20 protein-coding genes are annotated in these 21399 nt (G+C 47.1%); 19 read left to right on the top strand and 1 reads right to left on the bottom strand.

Annotated elements, in window-relative coordinates; all coding sequences use genetic code 11:
• Positions 1–138 precede the first annotated feature (138 nt).
• The 18 genes from gpr (at position 139) to AB4111_RS16560 (ending at position 18252) form a co-directional block, all read left to right on the top strand.
• Complete coding sequence (gene gpr / locus AB4111_RS16645; RefSeq protein ID WP_442032399.1) at positions 139–1140, top strand: GPR endopeptidase; 1002 nt, start codon at positions 139–141, stop codon at positions 1138–1140.
• Between the two features lie 145 nt (positions 1141–1285).
• Entirely contained in the window at positions 1286–2581 is a 1296-nt protein-coding gene (locus AB4111_RS16640; protein WP_442032398.1) for a stage II sporulation protein P, read from the top strand.
• Positions 2582–2635: 54 nt separating this feature from the next.
• On the top strand, positions 2636–2995 hold the full coding sequence (locus tag AB4111_RS16635; RefSeq protein WP_442032397.1) for a hypothetical protein: 360 nt from the start codon (positions 2636–2638) through the stop codon (positions 2993–2995).
• Positions 2996–3140: 145 nt separating this feature from the next.
• Positions 3141–4955, top strand: coding sequence for a translation elongation factor 4 (gene lepA / locus AB4111_RS16630; RefSeq protein ID WP_442032396.1), 1815 nt, complete (start codon positions 3141–3143; stop codon positions 4953–4955).
• A gap of 272 nt (positions 4956–5227) precedes the next feature.
• On the top strand, positions 5228–6412 hold the full coding sequence (gene hemW, locus AB4111_RS16625) for a radical SAM family heme chaperone HemW (RefSeq protein ID WP_442032395.1): 1185 nt from the start codon (positions 5228–5230) through the stop codon (positions 6410–6412).
• A gap of 118 nt (positions 6413–6530) precedes the next feature.
• A complete protein-coding gene (locus AB4111_RS16620; RefSeq protein WP_017687214.1) occupies positions 6531–7001 on the top strand; it encodes an N-acetyltransferase in 471 nt (156 codons plus the stop codon).
• Between the two features lie 257 nt (positions 7002–7258).
• Positions 7259–8290, top strand: a complete 1032-nt coding sequence (gene hrcA / locus AB4111_RS16615; RefSeq protein ID WP_036615092.1) for a heat-inducible transcriptional repressor HrcA — start codon at positions 7259–7261, stop codon at positions 8288–8290.
• Between the two features lie 44 nt (positions 8291–8334).
• Positions 8335–8898 carry a nucleotide exchange factor GrpE gene (grpE, locus tag AB4111_RS16610; protein WP_442032394.1) on the top strand — a complete coding sequence of 188 codons (564 nt, stop codon included), beginning with the start codon at positions 8335–8337 and terminating at the stop codon, positions 8896–8898.
• Positions 8899–9058: 160 nt separating this feature from the next.
• The gene (gene dnaK, locus AB4111_RS16605) at positions 9059–10903 is read left to right on the top strand and encodes a molecular chaperone DnaK (protein ID WP_442032393.1); all 1845 of its coding nucleotides are present in this window, start codon (positions 9059–9061) and stop codon (positions 10901–10903) included.
• A gap of 129 nt (positions 10904–11032) precedes the next feature.
• On the top strand, positions 11033–12157 hold the full coding sequence (gene dnaJ / locus AB4111_RS16600; protein WP_062835521.1) for a molecular chaperone DnaJ: 1125 nt from the start codon (positions 11033–11035) through the stop codon (positions 12155–12157).
• A 241-nt stretch (positions 12158–12398) separates the two neighbouring features.
• Complete coding sequence (locus AB4111_RS16595) at positions 12399–12767, top strand: hypothetical protein (protein WP_017687219.1); 369 nt, start codon at positions 12399–12401, stop codon at positions 12765–12767.
• A gap of 280 nt (positions 12768–13047) precedes the next feature.
• The gene (locus tag AB4111_RS16590) at positions 13048–13227 is read left to right on the top strand and encodes a YfhD family protein (RefSeq protein WP_017687220.1); all 180 of its coding nucleotides are present in this window, start codon (positions 13048–13050) and stop codon (positions 13225–13227) included.
• On the top strand, positions 13220–13612 hold the full coding sequence (locus AB4111_RS16585) for a hypothetical protein (protein ID WP_442032392.1): 393 nt from the start codon (positions 13220–13222) through the stop codon (positions 13610–13612). Before AB4111_RS16590 ends, AB4111_RS16585 begins: the two co-directional genes overlap by 8 nt.
• A gap of 190 nt (positions 13613–13802) precedes the next feature.
• The gene (prmA, locus tag AB4111_RS16580) at positions 13803–14768 is read left to right on the top strand and encodes a 50S ribosomal protein L11 methyltransferase (protein ID WP_442032391.1); all 966 of its coding nucleotides are present in this window, start codon (positions 13803–13805) and stop codon (positions 14766–14768) included.
• A 3-nt stretch (positions 14769–14771) separates the two neighbouring features.
• The gene (locus AB4111_RS16575; protein WP_366348873.1) at positions 14772–15452 is read left to right on the top strand and encodes a site-2 protease family protein; all 681 of its coding nucleotides are present in this window, start codon (positions 14772–14774) and stop codon (positions 15450–15452) included.
• Between the two features lie 138 nt (positions 15453–15590).
• Complete coding sequence (locus AB4111_RS16570) at positions 15591–16355, top strand: 16S rRNA (uracil(1498)-N(3))-methyltransferase (protein WP_124115969.1); 765 nt, start codon at positions 15591–15593, stop codon at positions 16353–16355.
• Between the two features lie 2 nt (positions 16356–16357).
• Complete coding sequence (gene mtaB / locus AB4111_RS16565) at positions 16358–17704, top strand: tRNA (N(6)-L-threonylcarbamoyladenosine(37)-C(2))-methylthiotransferase MtaB (protein WP_442032390.1); 1347 nt, start codon at positions 16358–16360, stop codon at positions 17702–17704.
• Between the two features lie 113 nt (positions 17705–17817).
• Positions 17818–18252, top strand: coding sequence for an NUDIX hydrolase (locus AB4111_RS16560; RefSeq protein ID WP_442032389.1), 435 nt, complete (start codon positions 17818–17820; stop codon positions 18250–18252).
• 63 nt (positions 18253–18315) lie between these two features.
• Here the strand turns inward: AB4111_RS16560 and AB4111_RS16555 are convergent, their stop codons facing one another.
• Positions 18316–19317, bottom strand: coding sequence for a Na/Pi cotransporter family protein (locus AB4111_RS16555; RefSeq protein ID WP_442032388.1), 1002 nt, complete (start codon positions 19315–19317; stop codon positions 18316–18318).
• A gap of 568 nt (positions 19318–19885) precedes the next feature.
• Here AB4111_RS16555 and AB4111_RS16550 point away from each other — a divergent pair.
• Complete coding sequence (locus AB4111_RS16550; protein ID WP_442032387.1) at positions 19886–21262, top strand: class I SAM-dependent rRNA methyltransferase; 1377 nt, start codon at positions 19886–19888, stop codon at positions 21260–21262.
• Positions 21263–21399 lie beyond the last annotated feature (137 nt).

Raw genomic sequence — 21399 nt, 5'->3', positions numbered from 1 at the left:
ACGTTTCACAACTTAAAATATTCTATCACGCTAGCATGTAAAATGCAACAGATATTCCTACGATGTTCGACATGCTGCATAAAGAAACTCTTTTTCCCACACAATATGCTCAAATGCGGTAAGGGAGGCAGGGACAGAATGACACTGGATTTGCAAAACTATACAGTTCGTACCGATTTGGCGATCGACTCCAAGGAAATGGCGCAAGGGGGACAGAAACAGACGATTCCCGGATTACGGGAAGATGTAGAAAAAAAAGAAGGCATTACGATTACACGTATTGATGTACTTAATGATGAAGCAGCCACAGCCATTGGCCGGGTGAAAGGCCATTATGTCACGTTGGAAGTACCCTCCCTACGGAATGGGGATACGGATTTACAGGAACGTGTTGCTGCCGAGTTCACACGCGAGATGGAAGATTTTATGGTCAAGGCCGGAATCAACAAAACATCCAAGGTCTTGATTGTTGGTCTGGGCAACTTGAATGTCACCCCGGATTCACTCGGTCCACTTGTTGTGGAAAATCTGATGGTAACCCGTCAGTATTTCGAATTGGTGCCCGATCAGGTTGCGCCAGGATATCGGGAGGTCAGCGCAATTGCTCCTGGTGTATTAGGAACAACGGGCATTGAATCCAGTGACATTGTACAGGGGATTGTAGACCGGACCAAGCCAGATGCCATTATTGCGATTGATGCCCTGGCCTCCCGTTCTCTGGAACGTGTAAATACAACCATTCAGGTAGCCGACATTGGTATACATCCTGGTTCCGGTATTGGAAACAAACGGCGTGGCCTGACTCGTGAGATATTAGGTGTGCCTTGCATCGCCATCGGAGTACCTACCGTATGTTATGCGTCCACCATTGTGAACAATGTGATTGAGATGATGCGCTCACACTTCCGCCAGGAAACGGATCAGACAAAACAGATCATGGGCATGCTGGACGACATTGGTGAGCAAGATCGCTTGAGTCTGGTCAAAGAGGTACTGGAGCCACTGGGTCATGACCTCATTGTTACTCCGAAGGAAATCGATGAGTTTATTGAAGGAATTGCCAACGTTATCGCTACAGGACTTAACGCCGCACTCCATGATGCAGTGAATCCGGATAATGTAGCCGCTTATACACATTAAAACTTAAAACTGCTGAGAAGGAGGTCCGAATCTATCGGACTTTCTTTTTTTGTTTCTGGAATCTTTCATTTTCCTGTTCTATCAGATTGGGCGGGCTCATAGAGTTGAAGTATAAGAGTTGTCCAGCAGGGAAGGAGACAGCAGAATGAACAAGATATTGGCCTGGAATATTGGAAAGTGGAAAAAAAGATGTCTGCACGTGCTGGCCATGGGCCGTACGTTGTTGTTGCTTATGATCATATCTGCCTTGTTTTTTGTCGTACTTGGTCTTGGGGGCATGGCAGAGAAACGCTTGAATAATTCCCCCGTTTCTTCGATGAAAGGATTTGCGAGTGCTGTATCAAGCCGCTTTTTCGTCGATATGCTCGGTATGGAGATGCCCCATCTCACTCAGAAAGAACAGACCTCTGCCATATCCGGTGAGAATCTCACTTCATTTGTTTTCCAATTACTGACGAATGTAAACCCTCAAGATCCCAAGAGCCTGATTGCGAGAGAAATGCCGGGCATGGGTTCCAACCAACCTGTTCTGCTCCGTCCTGGATCTGGTAACGAAAAAGCAGAGGCTCCCGAAGATTATCAGCCCGGTCCCGGTCTTACGGATACAGCATCCGCAGGTGGAGGGAAACCCGGTAGTGAGCTGCATGTTCCACCAGGACAGGACAATACGGATCCGCCTGATTCGAGCGAGCCTGGGGATGGAGAAGGTAGGGAAGATCCCCCAGCGAAGAATGGCGAGAAAGACAATTCAGGCTCACCGACAATAGGTGAAAAATCAATTCTTATCTATCATTCCCATCCACGGGAAGGATACAATCCATTGCTAGGTACGAAAAGTGATAATCCATCATCAGGCAAATCAACCGGCAATGTGTTTCAAGTGGGAACCTATCTTTCAGACAGTCTGGAGAAGCTGGGAATCGGCGTAGAGCACGCCAAGGATGATTACCCGACTAAAGTAAAGGATTATAACTGGAACTATTCCTATAAATATTCTCGTCAAACGGTAAAAGCGGCACTTGCTCAAAATGACGATCTGACGTATCTCATAGACATTCACCGCGATTCACAGCGTCATGGCAAAACAACAACCACAATTAATGACTTGGGCTACGCCAAAGTATATTTCATAATTGGACATGAAAATCCAAATTGGCGGCAGAATGAAGCCTTTGCAGCAAAAATTCATAAGAAACTGGAAGCCAAGTATCCTGGGGTATCGCGTGGTGTGTGGGGTAAGGATGGCGGAGGCGCCAACAATGGAGAATATAACCAAACACTTTCACCCAACAGCATTCTAATTGAGATAGGCGGCATCGACAATACAGGAGCTGAGTTACAACGGACATCGAAGATTCTCGCAGACATGATTGCCCAAGTGTATTGGGAAGATCAGAAGGTGGACAAAGCAAGTGCGGAAACCTCGTCGCAGGGTGGGTAGGGACTATACATGTAAGAAGATGAAAATAGTAGAGAGTGACAGGAGGCTAAGCATATGTCCAGATTCGGTAAAAGACTGTTATCCATGGCTGTATTAATGTTGCTGGGTGTTCTGTTTGGAATGCAGCTGGCTGGCGGCAACTTTCAGATTGGCAATCCATCAGGAGGCACGTCGACCGTGGTAACAACTGAGCCAACTTCCTCGGTTACCGAATCTGTTCCAGCTGCACCTGTGCAAAAGGAAATCAAAGAACCGCCATTTGTACCTGTTCAGTCACCAAGCCAAGTGCTTGGGGCAGATCAGAGTAAGGCTCCGGTCGATGTGTTGGCAGACAAAACGGCTGGACTATTGCAAAATCTCTCACATAGTGGAATCAAGTGGGTAGTCTCTCTTTTTAGCGGCGTTGCTGAATAAAATACCATGGATTAAAGGTACAATATAACCTCTAGGAGTGTATGATCACACTTTATTGTAAAGTTGAGACATCACGGGATTGATGCACTGTGCTTCAACTGTTATAATGAAGTGATTGACACTAGGCTGTTTCTGGGGGTAAGGAATGACTGACATTCGGGCAAGACAACGTAAAATTCGTAACTTTTCTATCATTGCACATATAGATCACGGCAAATCAACACTTGCGGACCGGATCTTGGAGTACACAGGTGCGCTCACTTCACGTGAAATGCAGGAACAAGTTCTGGATAAGATGGACCTTGAGCGTGAACGTGGAATAACGATTAAACTACAAGCAGTAGCCTTGAGTTACAAAGCGGATGACGGTGAAGAGTATTTATTGAATCTGATTGATACTCCGGGACACGTAGACTTCACGTATGAAGTATCACGCAGTCTTGCTGCATGTGAAGGTGCTCTGCTGGTTGTGGATGCGGCTCAGGGAATTGAAGCCCAAACACTTGCCAATGTGTATCTTGCATTGGATAACAACCTTGAAATTTTACCGGTTATTAACAAAATTGACCTTCCAAGTGCTGATCCTGAACGAGTGAAGCAGGAAGTGGAAGATGTTATTGGTTTGGACACAAGTAATGCGGTTTTGGCTTCGGCCAAATCAGGAATTGGAATCAAAGAAATTTTGGAGCAAGTGGTGCAAAGTGTTCCTGCACCAACCGGTGATCCTGATCAGCCTTTGAAAGCGCTGATTTTTGACTCGCACTATGATCCGTACAAAGGTGTAATCGTATATGTACGTGTTGTTGACGGCAAAATCAAATCCGGTTCCAAAATCAAAATGATGGCAACAGGTAAATCATTTGAAGTCATTGAAGTTGGTGCGTTCAAACCTCGCATGACCATCGTGGACGAGCTAAACGTGGGTGATGTTGGATTTATCGTTGCAGGTATCCGGCATGTTGGCGATACACAAGTCGGGGATACGGTAACGGATGCCAAAAATCCAACACCGGAACCTTTGCCGGGTTATCGTAAAATTAACCCAATGGTGTATTGTGGTCTCTATCCGATCGAAACATCCGACTATGTTGATCTGCGTGAAGCATTGGAGAAATTGCAGTTGAACGATGCGTCTCTGAGCTTTGAACCGGAAACATCCAGTGCACTCGGTTTTGGATTCCGTTGCGGATTCCTTGGACTGCTTCACATGGACGTTATCCAGGAGCGGATCGAGCGGGAGTTTAACATTCCGTTGATTACAACGGCACCAAGTGTAATCTACCACGTCACTTTAACGAATGGTGAAGTGATGAAAATCGACAACCCATCCAACTATCCTGAGGTGGGACGGATTGATTACGTCGAGGAACCATACGTTAAGGCAGATATTATCGTACCGAATGATTATGTAGGTACCATTATGGAACTGTGTCAGAATAAACGCGGTGAATATGTGAATATGGAATATCTGGACACGACCCGGGTTACCATTACCTATGAGATTCCGTTGTCCGAGATTGTATATGACTTCTTCGACCAGTTGAAATCCGGTACCAAAGGATATGCGTCTCTCGATTATGAGCTGTCCGGTTACCGTCAGTCCAATCTGGCGAAAATGGATATTGTACTCAATGGCGAACAGGTTGATGCTCTGTCCTTTATCGTTCACCGTGACCGTGCTTATAACCGCGGACGCGTTGTCTGTGAGAAGCTGCGCGAGCTGATTCCACGGCAAATGTTCGAGGTGCCAATTCAGGCATCTGTAGGTACCAAGGTCGTTGCTCGTGAAACGGTAAAAGCCATGCGTAAAAACGTACTTGCCAAGTGTTATGGTGGTGACATCTCGCGGAAACGGAAACTGCTTGAGAAGCAGAAGGAAGGTAAGAAGCGGATGAAGCAGGTTGGTAACGTTGAGGTGCCGCAAGAGGCATTTATGGCGGTACTGAAAATTGATGACTAAACAATCTATTTTGAGGTACAGCACAGAATGTGTGTATTCAAATTAGATTAGGACGTTTGCTTGCAAACGTCACGTGAATCCATTTGGTACATCAATAAATTGCGTATAAAAGGATAAACGAAAGTTTGTCTCGGGTACAACACAGAGCGTGTGTACCGAAATTGAATTGTAGGACGTTTGCTTGCAACATGGTTACAACACAGAATATTAAATAACTAAGCTGAAAGGGAAGCCGGATGGCTTTCCTTTTTTCAAATAGAGGGGGACTTGCCATGACATTGGCAGCACACAGCCGGAAGACAGGTGCACCCCAAGCGGTGTATCTTCACATTCCCTTTTGCACGAATAAGTGTTTTTATTGCGACTTTAACTCCTACGTTCTGAAAGATCAGCCCGTGATGCAATATCTCGAAGCGCTGGAACGGGAGATGGAACATACAGTTAAGGCAAATCCACCGGGTGAGATCAAGACCATATTTGTAGGTGGTGGTACGCCAACAGCTCTGAAACCGGATGAGATGGCGGTATTTCTTCGTTCAGTGAAGACGTATTTCCCCAATTGGGCCGACGATATTGAATTTTCAATGGAAGCGAACCCAGGGACAACAGATGCGGAGAAACTCGCTGCAATGAAAGAAGGCGGTGTAAACCGTGTCAGCTTTGGCGTGCAGGCTTTTCAGAATGATCTGCTGACAGGCATTGGCCGTATTCATAATACGGATGATGTATATCGGAGTCTGGAGAACGCTCGAAAAGCGGGACTGACTAATCTGTCCATTGACCTGATGTTCGGGTTGCCGAACCAGACTGTAGAGATGTTGAATGAGAGTATCGACAAAGCGCTGGAACTGGATCTGCCGCATTACTCCATCTACAGCCTGAAAGTGGAAGAGAATACCCTTTTCCATACACTGTATCAGAAGAACCAACTACCTCTTCCTCATGAAGATGATGAGCTTGAGATGTATCTTCTATTAATGAGACGTATGAAAGAAGCGGGCTATGGACAATACGAGATCAGTAACTTTGCCAAGCCGGGCTTCGAGAGTCGTCACAATATTACGTACTGGCGCAATGAGGACTACTACGGTCTGGGTGCAGGTGCACATGGATATGTAGGCCGTGAACGGCATATGAATATTAAAGGTATAAATCCTTATGTTGAAGCTTCACGAGCAGGACTGCCTCGTCTGGATCATTTTGAGATTGCTCGCCCGGAAGCTATGGAAGATTATCTGATGGTTGGACTGAGAATGTTGGAGGGGGCTTCAGCTTCACGGTTTAGCGAACAGTTCGGAGAGTCCATGGAAGAAGTGTTTGCGAAGCCTTTGAGCAAAATGTTGAACGCAGGGTTGCTTGAGCGGACGGCAGACGGCTTCCGACTGAGCGAGCAGGGTATCCTGTTCGGAAATGACGTTTTTGCGGAGTTTATCGGGTCCATATCGCTGAATTCGTAGCTTGAAATTCTATACGCTCTGTTGTATATTTATTCATATTGATTTTACAGAGCGTGTTAATTTAACAACTACGAAGTCAGCTTTCCTCTGGAAAGCTTGGTAATAGGAGGAGAGCAGGATGTCGGTAATATGCAGAAAAGCCGTGCCGGAAGATGTTGAACCACTGTATGAAATGATTAAGGGCTATGCAGAGCGTGGGATCATGCTTCCGCGATCACGGGAAATACTGCACCGGCAGCTGGAGCACTTTGTTGTAGCCGAAGTTGATGGTGAAGTGGTGGGTTGCGGATCGCTTTGTCGTCTGGGGAATGATTTGGTAGAAGTCAGATCACTCGGTATCTCGGAAGGGCACAAAGGGCTTGGTATTGGCTCCCGATTGCTGGATCGACTGGTAGAAGAGGCGGAGAAACAACAGATTCCTAAGGTGATGGCGTTGACATATGAAGTATCCTTCTTCCTCAAAAACGGCTTTGCCGTGGTGGAAAAAGAGATTTTCCCCGAGAAAGTATGGACCGACTGTGTTCACTGCAGCAAGCAGGATTGTTGTGATGAGATCGCGGTATTGAAAGAGCTTAACGTTTCAGCCTAATAACTGAATGGACTGCATGGATCGAGCCGAGTCAGCCTCTGCCCTACATGCAGTCCTTTTTTTACTTCAAAGTATGTTCAATAAAGTTTGTTAGGACTCGTCGACATTGGTCTATACTATAAATAGATGAGCCCACTCATCAAACTCACTTGACAATGTTCACGTCAGTTTGGTATTTTTGTATTACCGCTTAGCACTCATCTAACCGGAGTGCTAACGACATGGGACAGTACAGTCAGAAGGAGGGAATACTCACCATGTTAACAGAGCGTCAACGAATGATTCTGAACGCTATAGTGGATGACTATATCCGTTCAGCTGAGCCCGTAGGGTCCCGGAGCATTTCCAAAAGGGGAGATGTTGGATACAGTCCGGCGACGATCCGTAATGAAATGGCGGACCTTGAAGATATGGGCTTTCTGGAACAGCCGCATACATCAGCTGGACGCATTCCATCCCATAAAGGCTATCGATATTATGTCGATCATTTGGTTCCCTGGAATCAGGTGGAGCCTCAGGAGTTGGATGATCTGAAGTCGTTCTTCGCTGAAAAGTTGAACGTCATGGAGCAAGTTATTCAGCATGCATCCAATATTTTGTCACATATGACGAATTATACTTCGATCCTGCTTGGGCCTGAAGTATTCCATACGTCCCTTCGTCACTTTCAATTGCTTCCGCTGAACGAAAGTGAAGCTGTGGCAATCATTGTGACCAATACAGGTCAGGTGGAGAACAAGACGGTCCAGATTCCACCAGAAATCTCGGTAGCCGAGATGGAAAATGTGGTTCGTTTGTTAAATACCAAGCTTGTGGGCGTACCCATCTACAAATTGAAATCCCGTCTTTATACCGAACTTGGGCAAGAGATGGAGCGGCATATTACACGTTATGAGGAAGTTATGCAGGTGCTGAACAGTGCCTTTGATAACGAACATGATAATCGTTTGTTCCTCAGTGGTGCCACCAACATGTTGACTCAACCGGAGTTTAAAGATATCGAAAAGGTAAAAGATATTCTTGACCTGCTGGAAGAGACACCAACACTCATGAAATTGATGATGCCCGTGCCGGGTGGATCTGGTATTCAAGTGCGAATCGGCACTGAGAATGATCATGAAGCCTTTGCCAACTGCAGCCTGATTACAGCCTCTTATTCATTGGACGGTGAGGCTTTGGGTTCGATTGGTATTCTAGGACCCACGCGGATGGATTATGCACGTGTCATTCATATTCTAAATACACTATCCCGTGACTTGACGGCGATGCTGACGCATCGTTTCAAATAAGGTTCGGGAATGAACCATTTCATTCGTATAAGGAGGTGAACATCTTGAAAGAGGAGCAATCATTTACAGAAGAACAAGAGGTAACAACAGCTGAGCAGGAGCCTATTAATGAAGCTGGCGCTGCAGAAGCACAAGCTGAAGAGATCGCTGATCAGGAGCAGGATGAGCTTGCACGTCTGAAGGCAGAAGCTGAGGAGCAACAGCAGCGTTATGTCCGTGCACAGGCTGATTTTGACAACTTCCGTCGTCGTACGCAGAAGGAAAAAGAAGAATTGGCTAAATATGCTTCGATGAAGCTGGTCACCGAACTGGTACCGGTTATTGATAACTTCGAGCGCGCCATGGCTACTGTACCGGAAGGAGCAGAGGTCGAATCTTTCTCCAAGGGCATCCAAATGATTTTCCGTCAATTGGAAACCGTGATGAATAATGAAGGTCTGACAGCGATGGAAACGGTAGGACAACCGTTCAATCCTGAATTCCACCAAGCTATTATGCAAGTGGAGAGCGACGAGTACGAAGAAGGTATCGTTGTTGAGGAAGTCCAAAAAGGCTATATGCTGAAAGATAAAGTGCTTCGTCCAGCTATGGTTAAAGTCAGCTCATAATTTCCTTATAGGAAGGTATGAGTCGGCTCCTTGGTTGAACAATGTGGGCGAAGTTTAATATAAAGGTTTGTACACATAGAGCACGATTAGCAACATGAACATCTAATAGGGGTCAGATCAGACCCATTCATTTTAAATTGTTGAGGGAGGAAATTTTCGGATGAGCAAAGTAATTGGTATTGACTTAGGAACAACAAACTCATGCGTAGCAGTAATGGAAGGCGGCGAGGCTGTCGTAATTCCAAATCCGGAGGGCGCACGTACAACTCCATCCGTAGTCGGTTTCAAAAAAGATGGAGAGCGCGTTGTTGGTGAAACAGCAAAACGTCAAGCGATCACCAATCCGGATCGTACCATCATGTCGATCAAACGTCACATGGGAACTTCCCACAAGGAAACAATCGATGGCAAAGACTACTCTGCACAAGAGATCTCTGCAATCATCCTGCAAAAATTGAAAACTGATGCTGAAGCTTATCTGGGTCAAACGGTAACTCAAGCAGTTATCACAGTACCAGCTTACTTCAATGACAGTCAGCGTCAAGCGACTAAAGATGCGGGTAAAATTGCAGGTTTGGAAGTTCTGCGTATCGTCAACGAGCCTACAGCAGCAGCTTTGGCATACGGTATGGAGAAATCCGAAGACCAAACGATTCTCGTATATGACCTGGGTGGCGGTACGTTCGACGTATCCATTCTTGAACTGGGTGACGGCTTCTTCGAAGTTAAAGCAACTAGCGGGGACAACCAACTGGGCGGGGATGACTTTGACCAAGTGATCATTGATTATCTCGTAAGTGAATTCAAAAAAGATCAAGGCATTGACTTGAGTAAAGATAAAGCAGCGGTTCAACGTTTGAAAGATGCAGCGGAAAAAGCGAAAAAAGAACTTTCCGGCGTATTGACTACTACGATCTCCTTGCCGTTTATCACGGTTGCTGATGGCGTTCCTCAGCATTTGGAGTTGAACCTGAGCCGTGCGAAATTTGAAGAAATTTCAGCAGGTCTGGTCGAGCGTACGCTTGAACCAACTCGTCGTGCATTGAGCGATGCGGGTATGACAGCTAACGATATCGACAAGATCGTATTGGTTGGTGGTTCCACACGTATTCCTGCAGTTCAAGAAGCAATCAAAAAACTGACTGGTAAAGAGCCTCACAAAGGCGTTAACCCGGATGAAGTTGTAGCTTTGGGTGCTGCTGTACAAGCGGGCGTACTGACAGGTGACGTGAAAGACGTTGTATTGCTCGACGTAACTCCATTGTCCCTGGGTATCGAAACAGCGGGTGGCGTATTTACAAAAATGATCGAGCGTAACACAACGATCCCTACAAGCAAATCTCAAGTATTCTCCACGTATGCAGACAATCAACCAAGCGTTGAGATTCATGTTCTGCAAGGTGAGCGTGAGATGGCAGCGGGTAACAAATCACTTGGACGTTTCATGTTGGGTGATATTCCACCAGCTCCACGTGGTGTTCCACAGATCGAAGTTAGCTTCGATATTGATGCCAACGGTATCGTTAACGTATCTGCAACAGATAAAGGTACGAACAAAACTCAAAAAATCACAATCACTTCTTCCAGCGGTTTGAGCGATGCTGAAGTTGAGCAAATGATGAAAGATGCTGAGTTGCACGCTGAAGAAGATAAAAAACGCAGAGAACTCGTTGAAGCGAAAAACAGTGCAGATCAATTGATCTACTCTGTTGACAAAACGATCAAAGATCTTGGCGAAAAAGCAGATGCTGGCGAAGTTGAAAAAGCGAATGCTGCCAAAGAAAAACTGCAAGGCGTTCTCGCTTCCGACAACCTGGAAGATATCAAAGCTGCTACAGAAGAACTGACAGAGATCGTTCAACAACTGTCCGTGAAACTGTATGAGCAAGCTCAGGCGCAAGAGCAAGAAGCGCAAGGTGCTGAAGAGCCACAAGGTTCCGCTAAACGTGATAACGTCGTAGACGCTGATTACGAAGTTGTGGATGAAGATAAAAAACAAAACTAATTCGTAGTTCTACGCGAATTAAACATCGGTGACGTTCGAATTAGAGGGAAAGTCATAGCCGGGGCTCCCGTGCTTTGGCTTTCCTTTTGTCACGATGTGCGATAAGGTGAATGATATGGGGGTGGAAGAGTGGCTGAAAAGCGTGATTATTATGAGGTGCTTGGCGTTAGTAAAACGGCTAACGACGATGAGATTAAAAAGGCTTACCGTAAGCTTGCCCGTCAGTATCACCCTGACGTAAACAAGGCTGCTGATGCGGAAGCTAAATTTAAAGAAGTTAAAGAAGCTTACGACGTAGTGAGTGACGGTCAGAAGCGTGCACAATATGATCAATATGGTCATGTCGATCCGAATCAAGGTGGATTCGGTGGTGGCGGTGATTTTGGCGGCGGCGGATTTGGCGACATCTTCGACATGTTCTTTGGCGGCGGTGGCGGTGGACGACGTGATCCAAATGCTCCGCAACGGGGAAATGATCTGCAATACACAATGACGATCGAGTTCAAGGAAGCCGTATTCGGTAAAGAAACCGATATTACGATTCCGCGTACCGAAGGCTGTGATACCTGTCATGGCTCAGGTGCCAAACCTGGAACGAAACCGGAAACCTGCTCGGTCTGCCAAGGTAGCGGTCAGCAGGAAGTCGTGCAAAATACACCGTTTGGTCGTATGGTTAATCGTCGTGCATGTTCGAATTGTAGTGGTTCGGGCCAAATTATCAAAGAAAAATGTACAACGTGCAGTGGTAGCGGTAAAGTCCGCAAGCAACGCAAAATCCATGTTCGCATTCCAGCGGGTGTAGATGACGGCGCGCAACTGCGTATGACAGGTGAGGGCGAGGGAGGCCTGCGTGGCGGACCAGCGGGAGATCTGTATATTGTCATTCGCGTGAAATCACATGATTTCTTCGAGCGTGAAGGGGACGATATTTACTGCGAAATCCCACTTACCTTTGCTCAGGCAGCTCTGGGAGATGAGGTTGAGATCCCGACATTGACTGAGAAAGTGAAGTTGAAAGTACCAGCCGGTACACAAACGGGAACGTATTTCCGTCTCAAAGGCAAAGGCGTACCACGTCTGCGCGGTATGGGGCAAGGGGATCAACATGTGAAAGTGGTTGTAGTTACACCTAGTAAGCTGAATGACGAGCAGAAAGATCTGCTTCGTCAAATTGCTGCGCTGGATGGGGAGCAAACACATGAGCATGAACAATCTTTCTTTGATAGAGTGAAACGCGCCTTCCGCGGCGACTGAGAATAAAATTAAGCAAGTCAAAAGGACACCACAGCGGTTTTTACCGCAGGGTGTCCTTTTTTTTACGTCTTTTTTTTAGTGGTTCAGTGGTTTTGGCAAAATCCATGGATATATGCTAAGAAGAACGACAGCAATTTGTGGGAGCATTTCGGTATATTCTGAGCGGTCTTGCGGAAAGATAGCATGGCGAGAATGATATGCATAGCTGATATGCGAGAAATTAGGGAAGCAGGTGAAGCGGATGACCGAGAAAAATATTTTGGCGTATTTTCACAGCCCGGAGCAGGCCCAAGGGGCAGCCAAAAAACTGGAGGCATTGCGAGTGGAGGACCTGTCCATTAATCGATTCAGCCGATATGCGGGTGTAGGACCAAGTGGGGCTTCCTACAAGCCGGGCGTTTCCGGCAGTTTTTCATCATGGGTACCCGATTCGATGCAAACGAATGCCAGTGCTGGAATCATGGCTGCGGCGGACCCTTCTGCAAGCGGCATGAGTGATGGTGGACAAGGTGGACCTACAGGAAGGGATGTATTACTTACTGTCATCGTAGATGAATCGGTACATCACCGCGCCATGTCCATAATCGAACAAGCCGGTGGAATGATCTAGTTTCAAGAAATCTCTGTATATAGACCAACAATATAAGATTCAATCTAAACATTTACACAATAACGGAGAGGGCAGAAAAAACTTGTAGAAGCGAAGCGTTCGCCTAAAAGCTTTCGCAAGAAAGCTACTTCGGAAGCATACGCTATCCCCGGATTTTCCCGTTGCAGAGGGATTAAAAAAATCTGGGGATAACAGCGATCGGAAGGTTGTTCTGTCATCGGAGTGTCAGTGTAAATACGATTTAGTTGAACTTATACATTTATGAAGGAGGAGCATTACAATGGCAGAACATGAACGTCCAGGCAAAATTCTAACGAAAACGGAAAAGATGAAACGGATGCAATCCGCGAAAAATGAAGACGTGGAATTCAGCGCTGAAGCTGCGGATCATGAAGATATAGAAGCATTACGCCGCAGTGAAGCAGCTGATCGACGTCAGGGACGGGAGCTTCATGACTGAAGATCGCTCGGCAGTGACCCTCGAAGCTGTTTTTACAAGCTGGACTGAGGCCGAGTCTGCACGCAGAGCCCTGGAATTGTTGCACCCGAACCAATTGAGTATCGAGAGCCTTGGCAATGAAGCGTCTGCATTGGACTCACACGATGTTACGGGCTCTGATAATTCTCCTACAGCCATTGTCGGCGGATTCAGTGGTGAACTGAATGTACTTGCTCTGATTAGTGATGAAACGGAAATGCTGTCCAATGGTCAGGTGTACGATACACCCGAAGAGGAATCGACAAACAGGTTAAAACAAGAAATTTTGCTGACCGTGTCCGTATCCAACGATTCGCTCCCGCAAGCCGCAGAGATGATTACGCAGAATGGTGGACGTTTTTGCTAAATGAGATTCGAATGCTGCAAAATGCTGAAGTAAATGAAACAGATATGTATGATTAGACGACAGGATATTCGAGCAGTCAGACTGCGGATATCCTGTTTTGTTTTTCTTTTACTGTTGCGGCTTTGTACTCCGGCTCGCTTGTGTAGTACAATAGTTGGGATGTTTGAAAAATGAGGAGGAAAAACCAAGTATGTTATGGCATGAACTAACAATACATACCACAGAAGAAGCCGTGGAGATGATTTCGAATTTTTTACATGAAGCGGGTGCTGGAGGGGTTTCGATTGAAGAGTCCGGTACTTTAAATAAAAAACGGGACACCACATATGGTGAGTTATACGACGTTCCTTTGAATGATATTCCTGAAGGCTTTGCGGTCATCAAAGGGTACTTCTCCGAAGGTACGGATATGGTTGCACTCCAGTCTGAAGTTAATCCTAGAATTGAAGAACTCTCTGAATTCGGAATTGATACAGGTGAGGTTCGTTATGAGACGCGTACAGTGGATGAAAATGACTGGGCAACAGCCTGGAAGCAATATTTCAAGCCAGTACGTGTATCGGAACGTCTGACGATTAAACCAACGTGGGAAGAGTATACGCCAGAAAGTCCGGATGAGAAAATCATTGAGCTTGATCCAGGCATGGCCTTTGGTACAGGAACACATCCAACGACCTCCCTCTGCTTGCGCACACTGGAAACGGTTATTCAGGGCGGCGAGGAAGTCATTGATGTAGGTACAGGTTCTGGTATCTTGGCTATAGGCGCCATTAAACTCGGGGCAAAACATGTGCTGGCACTCGATCTTGATCCGGTTGCGGTAATCAGTGCCAGGGAGAATGTGGAACTGAATGGGCTGGAGCAACAAATTACGGTTAAAGAAAGTGATCTGTTGTCCGTCCTCGGAAGTCAGGACCCTGCACTTGGTGTACAACTGCCAGTTAAGGTTGTTGTAGCAAACATTCTGGCTGAGATCATTTTGTTGTTCGTGGACGATGTGTACAATGCACTTGAGTCGGGTGGCATCTATATTGTTTCGGGTATCTGGAAGAACAAAGAGCAAGTGGTGCATGATGCTCTGGTAGCCTCCGGGTTTGAAGTGAGTGCGATCCACCGTGATGAGGATTGGCTGGCGTATGTAGCCAGAAAGGGGTAACGTATGGACTTTTGGAATTCGTTCTTTCGTTATCCAATCGATCAGCTTCCGTTTTTCCTGCTGACTATCCTGATCGCATTTACGGTGCATGAATTCTCGCATGCGTACTTTGCCAACAAATTCGGTGATCCGACAGCCAAGCTGTTGGGTCGAGTCACGCTGAATCCGGTTGTACACTTTGACTTGTTTGGGGTGCTGTTGCTCATTATTGCCGGCTTCGGATGGGCGCGTCCGGTTCCGGTTAATCGGGCTAACTTCGACAAGCCAAGGTTAATGGGCATCATTGTATCCGCAGCAGGGCCTCTGAGTAATCTGTTGCTGGCGATCATCGGTACAATCATCTATGCTTCACTGGTTGGTTCGGGAGCACTCGGCGGTATAGATAATGAGCGGTTGCTGACAGCAATCACGACGTTCTTCGCTATTTTTAACCTAACAAACTTTTTCTTGTTCCTGTTTAACTTGATTCCGTTGCCACCTCTGGATGGTTATCGGATTCTAGAAGATGTACTGCCACCTTCACTCAGCCGCAAGCTGCAAGGGGTGGAGCAATGGTCCATTTTTATCTTCCTATTAATTCTTGTTATTCCTCCGTTGCAGGCTGTAACGATTCAACCTTTGTATGAGTTTGCGCAAACGATGTATGTGGACTTGGCAAAGCTGGTTATTGAACTATATCGCTAAAAGCATATCTTGTATTGGACCGGAATACTGGTCAGAAACACGTAAAAGTTGTATGATCATCTGTGGCGATTGGTTTCACGCCTGTCATTAGGCGGGGTGAATTCCAGTCATAACAGGACAGAATGGGTGGATTGACTAATGCAGCGATATTTTGTATCTGCAGAACAGTTTAATGAACACGCTGTGATCATCACAGGTGATGATGCACGCCATATCGGCAAGGTCATGCGTGGTAAGCCTGGAGATAAACTGATTGTCAGTGACGGAAACTCCAGAGAAGCACTCGTGGAAATTGAGACCATTGAAGTTGGCCAAGTGACAGCGAATATTGTGGAACCTCTCGAGATGGACCGTGAAGCACGGATTCGTGTAACTGTGGCACAGAGTTTGCCCAAGGGCGACAAGATGGAAACAGTCATCCAGAGATGCACTGAGATTGGGGCGGTATCCTTTGTACCCTTCCTATCAGAACGTACAATTGTGCAATATGATGCCAAGAAAGAAGGCAAACGGTTGGAACGGTGGCGGAAAATTGCCAAGGAAGCTGCCGAACAGAGTCACCGGAATCGCATTCCATCCGTCGAGCAGCCGCTTTCCTGGAAAGGGCTGTTATCTTCTTTTGAGGGCTACAGCCTGGTATGTTATTGTTATGAGAAAGAAAACGGTAAACAGCTGAGAGATGCACTGAAGCCGTTTGTAGAGCAGCTTGCACCTGATGCAAGTGCAGAAGTGCTGATCGTTGTTGGACCGGAAGGTGGATTTTCTGAGAAGGAGACGGCAGAGGCTGATCAGGCAGGTGCTGTATCTGTTGGACTGGGCAAACGCATTTTGCGTGCTGAGACAGCTGGAATGGCAGCACTAACTTGCGTGCTATATGAATCCGGAGAAATGGGAGGAATGTAATTATGCCATCCGTGGCGTTTTACACCTTAGGCTGCAAAGTTAATTTCTATGATACAGAGGCGATTTGGCAATTGTTCAAAAACGAAGGTTACGATCAAGTGGACTTTGATGAACAGACAGCGGATGTATACTTGATTAATACTTGTACAGTAACCAATACCGGCGACAAAAAGAGCCGTCAAATTATTCGTCGTGCCATTCGGCGCAACCCGGAGGCGATTGTGGCCGTTACAGGCTGCTACGCGCAGACTTCTCCGGCAGAGATTCTGGATATCCCAGGGGTGGATCTGGTTATCGGTACACAGGACCGTGACAAGATTTTGCCATATGTTAATGAAATTCAGGAGTCCCGTCAACCGGTTAACGCGGTACGTAATATTATGAAAACCCGTGTATTTGAAGAAATGGACGTACCGGATTTTGCTGACCGTACCCGCGCATTCCTGAAGATTCAGGATGGTTGCAATAACTTCTGTACATTCTGCATTATTCCGTGGTCTCGGGGTCTCTCACGCAGCCGTGAGGCAAACAGCATTATTCAACAGGCTCATCAACTCGTACACGCCGGATACAAGGAGATTGTTCTGACGGGTATTCATACAGGTGGGTATGGCGATGACATGGAAAATTATGATTTGACCGATCTGCTGTGGGATCTGGACAAGGTAGAGGGTTTGGAGCGTATTCGAATCAGCTCGATTGAAGCCAGCCAGATCGATGACCGCATGCTCGACGTGATCCAACGTTCGGATAAACTCGTTCGTCACTTCCATATTCCGCTGCAAGCGGGGGATGACACGGTGTTGAAACGCATGCGCCGCAAATATACGACAGAAGAGTTTTATAATAAGATGCTTCGCATTCGGGAAGCAATGCCGGATGTGGCGATTACGACAGACATTATTGTTGGATTTCCGGGTGAGACCGATGAGATGTATCGTAATGGCTATGAATTGATGCGTAAGATCGGATTTTCCGAAATGCATGTATTCCCTTATTCCAAGCGTACAGGTACGCCAGCAGCGCGCATGGAAGATCAGGTGGACGAAGAGGTCAAAAATGCACGTGTGCATGAACTGATTGACTTGTCTGAGCAGATGCAGCTGGAGTACGCTAAGCAGTTTGTCGGACAGGTACTGGATGTTATTCCCGAAGGTGAAGCGAAGGGCCGCGAAGGAAGCGGCAAGCTGCACGGTTATAGCGATAACTACATTCAACTGGTCTTTGATGGAACCATGGATATGGTCGGTAAAGTGTGCCGAGTCAAAGTGGTTGAAGCTGGTGTCAACGAGAGTCAGGCTACGCTGGTACGGGTGTTGGAAGAGAATCTTAAGTCCGCCGCGATGTGATCGTGGCGTCAGAAACAAGGATTTCATTTCCTTGGGGAGCTTACCCGGGGAGATGAGGTCCTTCTTTTGCAAAAAATAAGATAAAGATATTGAATTCGATGGGGGAGAGCACGATGAACAAAAAAGAAATTTCAGCAGGCGGAGTTGTTTATAGAACAGGGGAAGACGGACGTCTTCAGATTCAGCTTATCGTAGATCGTTATGGTAAAACAACTCTCGCCAAGGGCAAAATGGAAGATGGAGAAACAATCGAACAGACGGCACTACGCGAGATTTTGGAAGAGACAGGTATGGTGGGTCGCATTGTAGAGCCAGTTGATATCATTGCTTATACGTACCAACATGCAGATTTTGGCCCGGTGGACAAGGAAGTTCATTATTATCTCGTTGAAGCGGAAAGTGGTGATCTGCAGCCTCAGATTGAAGAAATCAAGGGTGTGGATTGGTATGCTCCGGAAGAAGCATGGTCCAGACAGCAGCAGAGCGGATATGATAATAACGATGATATCCTGCGTGTAGCACTGAACAAGTTAGGCATTAATGTATAACGCACTATAGTTCTAGTCTTGGTCAGTTAGCCGCGCGTTCTGTGGGTCTGGATAGACAGATCATCAAGCCACGGGTGGCTTCGCCGCAGGGGCGTGGACCGGTGGTTTTTTGTGCCAGATGGGCAAGTAACAGAACGGTAAAGCAAGCAGTGAGCTAGTGATGTTAAAAAGGGTCTGGGCATGCGCAATCTGTGCCCCGTTGTCCGCTGACAGCCAGGCCGAAGCTGCATGCAGCTGGCCGATCAGCGGCATAAAGAGCAGCGCTCCCGCAATGTTTAATACAACATGGGAGGCTGCGACAAACTTGCCTGCGGATGCTCCGCCCGCGGCAGCGATCACAGCGGTGATGCAGGTCCCCACATTGGACCCGATCACAATGGCGATGCCGATCTCCACAGGTAGTACGCCTGTGGCTGCGAGCGTAATCGCCATGCTAATGACAGCTGCGCTGCTGTGAATGAGCGCTGTCAGGCAGGCACCTGCCAGGAAGCCCCACCACAAGCTGTCCGCCGAGCGGTCGAGAAACCATTGAAATACGCCCATGCTCCGCAGCGGCAATGCAATGGATTGCATCACCTGTATGCCTGTCATGACAAGTGCAAATCCCGCAGCTGCCAGGAAGCTGTACTGGATGTTAAACAGAGTCCGGCGCGTGTGCTCAGGAGCGGCCAGATTGCGTTCACCAAGTACAACAAACATAGCCCAGCCCGTCAGCGACAGGACAAGCAACGGCAGGGAAGCACGTCCGATCTGCAGTCCCACCAGCTCCGTTGTCAGACAGGTCCCGATGTTGGTGCCGAGGATGATGCCGAGTGTGCGTCCATAGGTGATTAATCGGGCATTAGCCAGTCCAATAGTGAGTACGGTGACCGCCGTACTGCTCTGTAACAAGGCCGTTGCACCTGCACTGAAGGCCATGCCTTTCCATGGAGCAGAGGTGGCGCGATTGAGCCAACCTGCCAACAGGGGCCCTGCCATGCGCTGCAAAGCCGTTTCCATCAGCTTCATGCCACCAAAAAAGATAATAAGCCCATAGAGTAGGGGCAATATCACATCTCTAAACATAGAAACATCATTCCTTCCGTCCGGGTTCCTTAACTCATCCTATGAGTAAGAAAAGACAACCATGACAAGCCTAAAGGAATTCAGAGGGAAACCAACCTCCCACAATTCAAGTATTTCAATTGCCTCACCCCAATTCGAAAGATACGGTGATTCGTGCAACCGTAGCGAAGAAGACGAAATTGTTACCGAAGAAGCGAAGCGCTCGCCTAAAAGCTTTCTGAAGGAAAGCTACATCGGGAGCATATGCTGTGTCCGGATTTTCCCTTTAAATAAGGGAATCAAAAAAATCTGGAGACAACAGCGATCGGAAGATCGATTCGTAACCGAAACGCCACCAAGTTGCTGCACCCCAATTCGAAAGATACGGTGATTTGTGCAAACGCAGCGAAGAAGACGAAATTGTTACCGAAGAAGCGAAGCGCTCGCCTTTATCCCCGGATTTTCCCTTTAAAGAAAGGGAATCGAAAAATCTGGGGATAACAGCGATCAGAGGAACAATTCGTCGCCGTAGCGTCTCCTTTGCACTAAACCTATCTTTTCAACTAACTATGAAAGAAGTGGATCTACCTTGCCATCAGTTACACTCGAACGCAGTCGCAAAAAGCGGCTTGAACATGCACATCCATGGATATTTAACAATGAAATTGCCTCTGTTGACGGAAACCCGGAGCCGGGAGATCTGGTCAATGTATTGAATCATCAAGGTCGCTATCTGGCGACAGGATATTATAATCCCGCATCTCAGATCACAGTAAGGGTCGTAGCTTATCAACCCTTGGAGTTTGAACAGATGGATACGGCGTTCTTTGCAGCGCGTTTTCGCGATTGCTTGCGTCATCGGGAACGTTTTATCCAAGATGGAGAGGCGTACCGTCTCGTTTACGGCGAAGCTGATTTTCTGCCAGGATTGATCGTTGACCGATTCGGCAGCATTCTCGTTGTACAGTTGCTTACACTTGGTATGGATCGTTGCCGTGAAGCTATCGTTCAAGCACTCATTGAAGTGATGCAACCTGAAGGAATATATGAGCGCAGTGATGTCTCAATTCGTGAACTGGAAGGTTTGGAGCAGACCAAAGGTCCACTGTATGGAGAATGCCCGCGACATGTCACCGTTACAGAGAATGGACTACTCATTAAAGTGGACATTGTGGAAGGACAGAAGACAGGTTACTTCTTCGACCAACGTGAGAATCGTGCAGCGATCGAACCGCTTATGAAGGGATGGGGCTACAAGAGTGGAATCACACTCCAAACGACCGAGCAGGACGGCACAGAGCAGCTCTTGCCTGTGAATAAAAGCGGTAAGGTAGTTACATTCCCTTATTGGGATGGTGCCACCGTATTGGAGTGCTTCTCACATACGGGCAGCTTCACGTTGAATGCTTGCAAGTATGGAGCCAAGAAAGTGACTTGTCTCGATATTTCAGAGCACGCCATTGAGAGTGCACGAACAAATGTGGAGCTGAACGGTTTTACCGACCGTGTCGAATTCGTAGTTGCTGATGCATTCCAGTACTTGCGTGAACAAGTGAAAGGACTGGATGAACGTACTGCACGTGCGCGTGCTGGCGAACAAAAAGTAGATACTTCCAAAGCGCTTGCAGCTGGCGGTAAAACATTTGATGTCGTCATCCTCGATCCCCCGGCGTTTGCCAAGACGAAATCAGCAGTTAAAGGTGCATGCCGTGGATATAAGGATATCAACCTGCAAGGAATGAAACTGGTCAATGAGGGCGGGTACTTGGTAACCGCCAGCTGTTCGTATCACATGCGTCCAGACCTCTTCCTGGATACGATTGCTGATGCAGCGGAAGATGCTGGCAAAGTGCTTCGTCTGATCGACTGGAAGGCAGCCGGTAAGGACCACCCGCAAATTTTGGGCGTGGATGAAGGACATTACCTCAAATTTGCTATTTTCGAAGTGCGCAGTAAAAAGAATTAGAGGAGTCCCTTTTCACTTTTTTAATCTTTCGTGAGATAAAGTGAAGTTTAAATGAATGATACTTTCGGTTAAAAGTCCACAGTGTGAACAGCTGCGGGCTTTTTGCCGTGTTAACGGAGAGAATCTCCGGTTTTACC

The organism is Paenibacillus sp. 2KB_22 (assembly GCF_052115745.1).
In the GTDB taxonomy this organism is placed as follows: domain Bacteria; phylum Bacillota; class Bacilli; order Paenibacillales; family Paenibacillaceae; genus Paenibacillus.
This window is presented reverse-complemented; position numbering and strand designations above follow the sequence as displayed.

Excerpts from the sequence above, each read along its gene's own strand:
- AB4111_RS16570 (WP_124115969.1), top strand. The coding sequence starts at position 15,591 with ATGCAGCGATATTTTGTATCTGCAGAACAGTTTAATGAACACGCTGTG.
- hrcA (WP_036615092.1), top strand. The coding sequence starts at position 7,259 with ATGTTAACAGAGCGTCAACGAATGATTCTGAACGCTATAGTGGATGAC.
- AB4111_RS16640 (WP_442032398.1), top strand. The coding sequence starts at position 1,286 with ATGAACAAGATATTGGCCTGGAATATTGGAAAGTGGAAAAAAAGATGT.
- prmA (WP_442032391.1), top strand. The coding sequence starts at position 13,803 with ATGTTATGGCATGAACTAACAATACATACCACAGAAGAAGCCGTGGAG.
- mtaB (WP_442032390.1), top strand. The coding sequence starts at position 16,358 with ATGCCATCCGTGGCGTTTTACACCTTAGGCTGCAAAGTTAATTTCTAT.
- hemW (WP_442032395.1), top strand. The coding sequence starts at position 5,228 with ATGACATTGGCAGCACACAGCCGGAAGACAGGTGCACCCCAAGCGGTG.
- AB4111_RS16635 (WP_442032397.1), top strand. The coding sequence starts at position 2,636 with ATGTCCAGATTCGGTAAAAGACTGTTATCCATGGCTGTATTAATGTTG.
- AB4111_RS16575 (WP_366348873.1), top strand. The coding sequence starts at position 14,772 with ATGGACTTTTGGAATTCGTTCTTTCGTTATCCAATCGATCAGCTTCCG.
- gpr (WP_442032399.1), top strand. The coding sequence starts at position 139 with ATGACACTGGATTTGCAAAACTATACAGTTCGTACCGATTTGGCGATC.
- AB4111_RS16620 (WP_017687214.1), top strand. The coding sequence starts at position 6,531 with ATGTCGGTAATATGCAGAAAAGCCGTGCCGGAAGATGTTGAACCACTG.
- AB4111_RS16595 (WP_017687219.1), top strand. The coding sequence starts at position 12,399 with ATGACCGAGAAAAATATTTTGGCGTATTTTCACAGCCCGGAGCAGGCC.
- AB4111_RS16585 (WP_442032392.1), top strand. The coding sequence starts at position 13,220 with ATGACTGAAGATCGCTCGGCAGTGACCCTCGAAGCTGTTTTTACAAGC.
- AB4111_RS16555 (WP_442032388.1), bottom strand. The coding sequence starts at position 19,317 with ATGTTTAGAGATGTGATATTGCCCCTACTCTATGGGCTTATTATCTTT.
- AB4111_RS16560 (WP_442032389.1), top strand. The coding sequence starts at position 17,818 with ATGAACAAAAAAGAAATTTCAGCAGGCGGAGTTGTTTATAGAACAGGG.
- lepA (WP_442032396.1), top strand. The coding sequence starts at position 3,141 with ATGACTGACATTCGGGCAAGACAACGTAAAATTCGTAACTTTTCTATC.
- AB4111_RS16590 (WP_017687220.1), top strand. The coding sequence starts at position 13,048 with ATGGCAGAACATGAACGTCCAGGCAAAATTCTAACGAAAACGGAAAAG.
- dnaK (WP_442032393.1), top strand. The coding sequence starts at position 9,059 with ATGAGCAAAGTAATTGGTATTGACTTAGGAACAACAAACTCATGCGTA.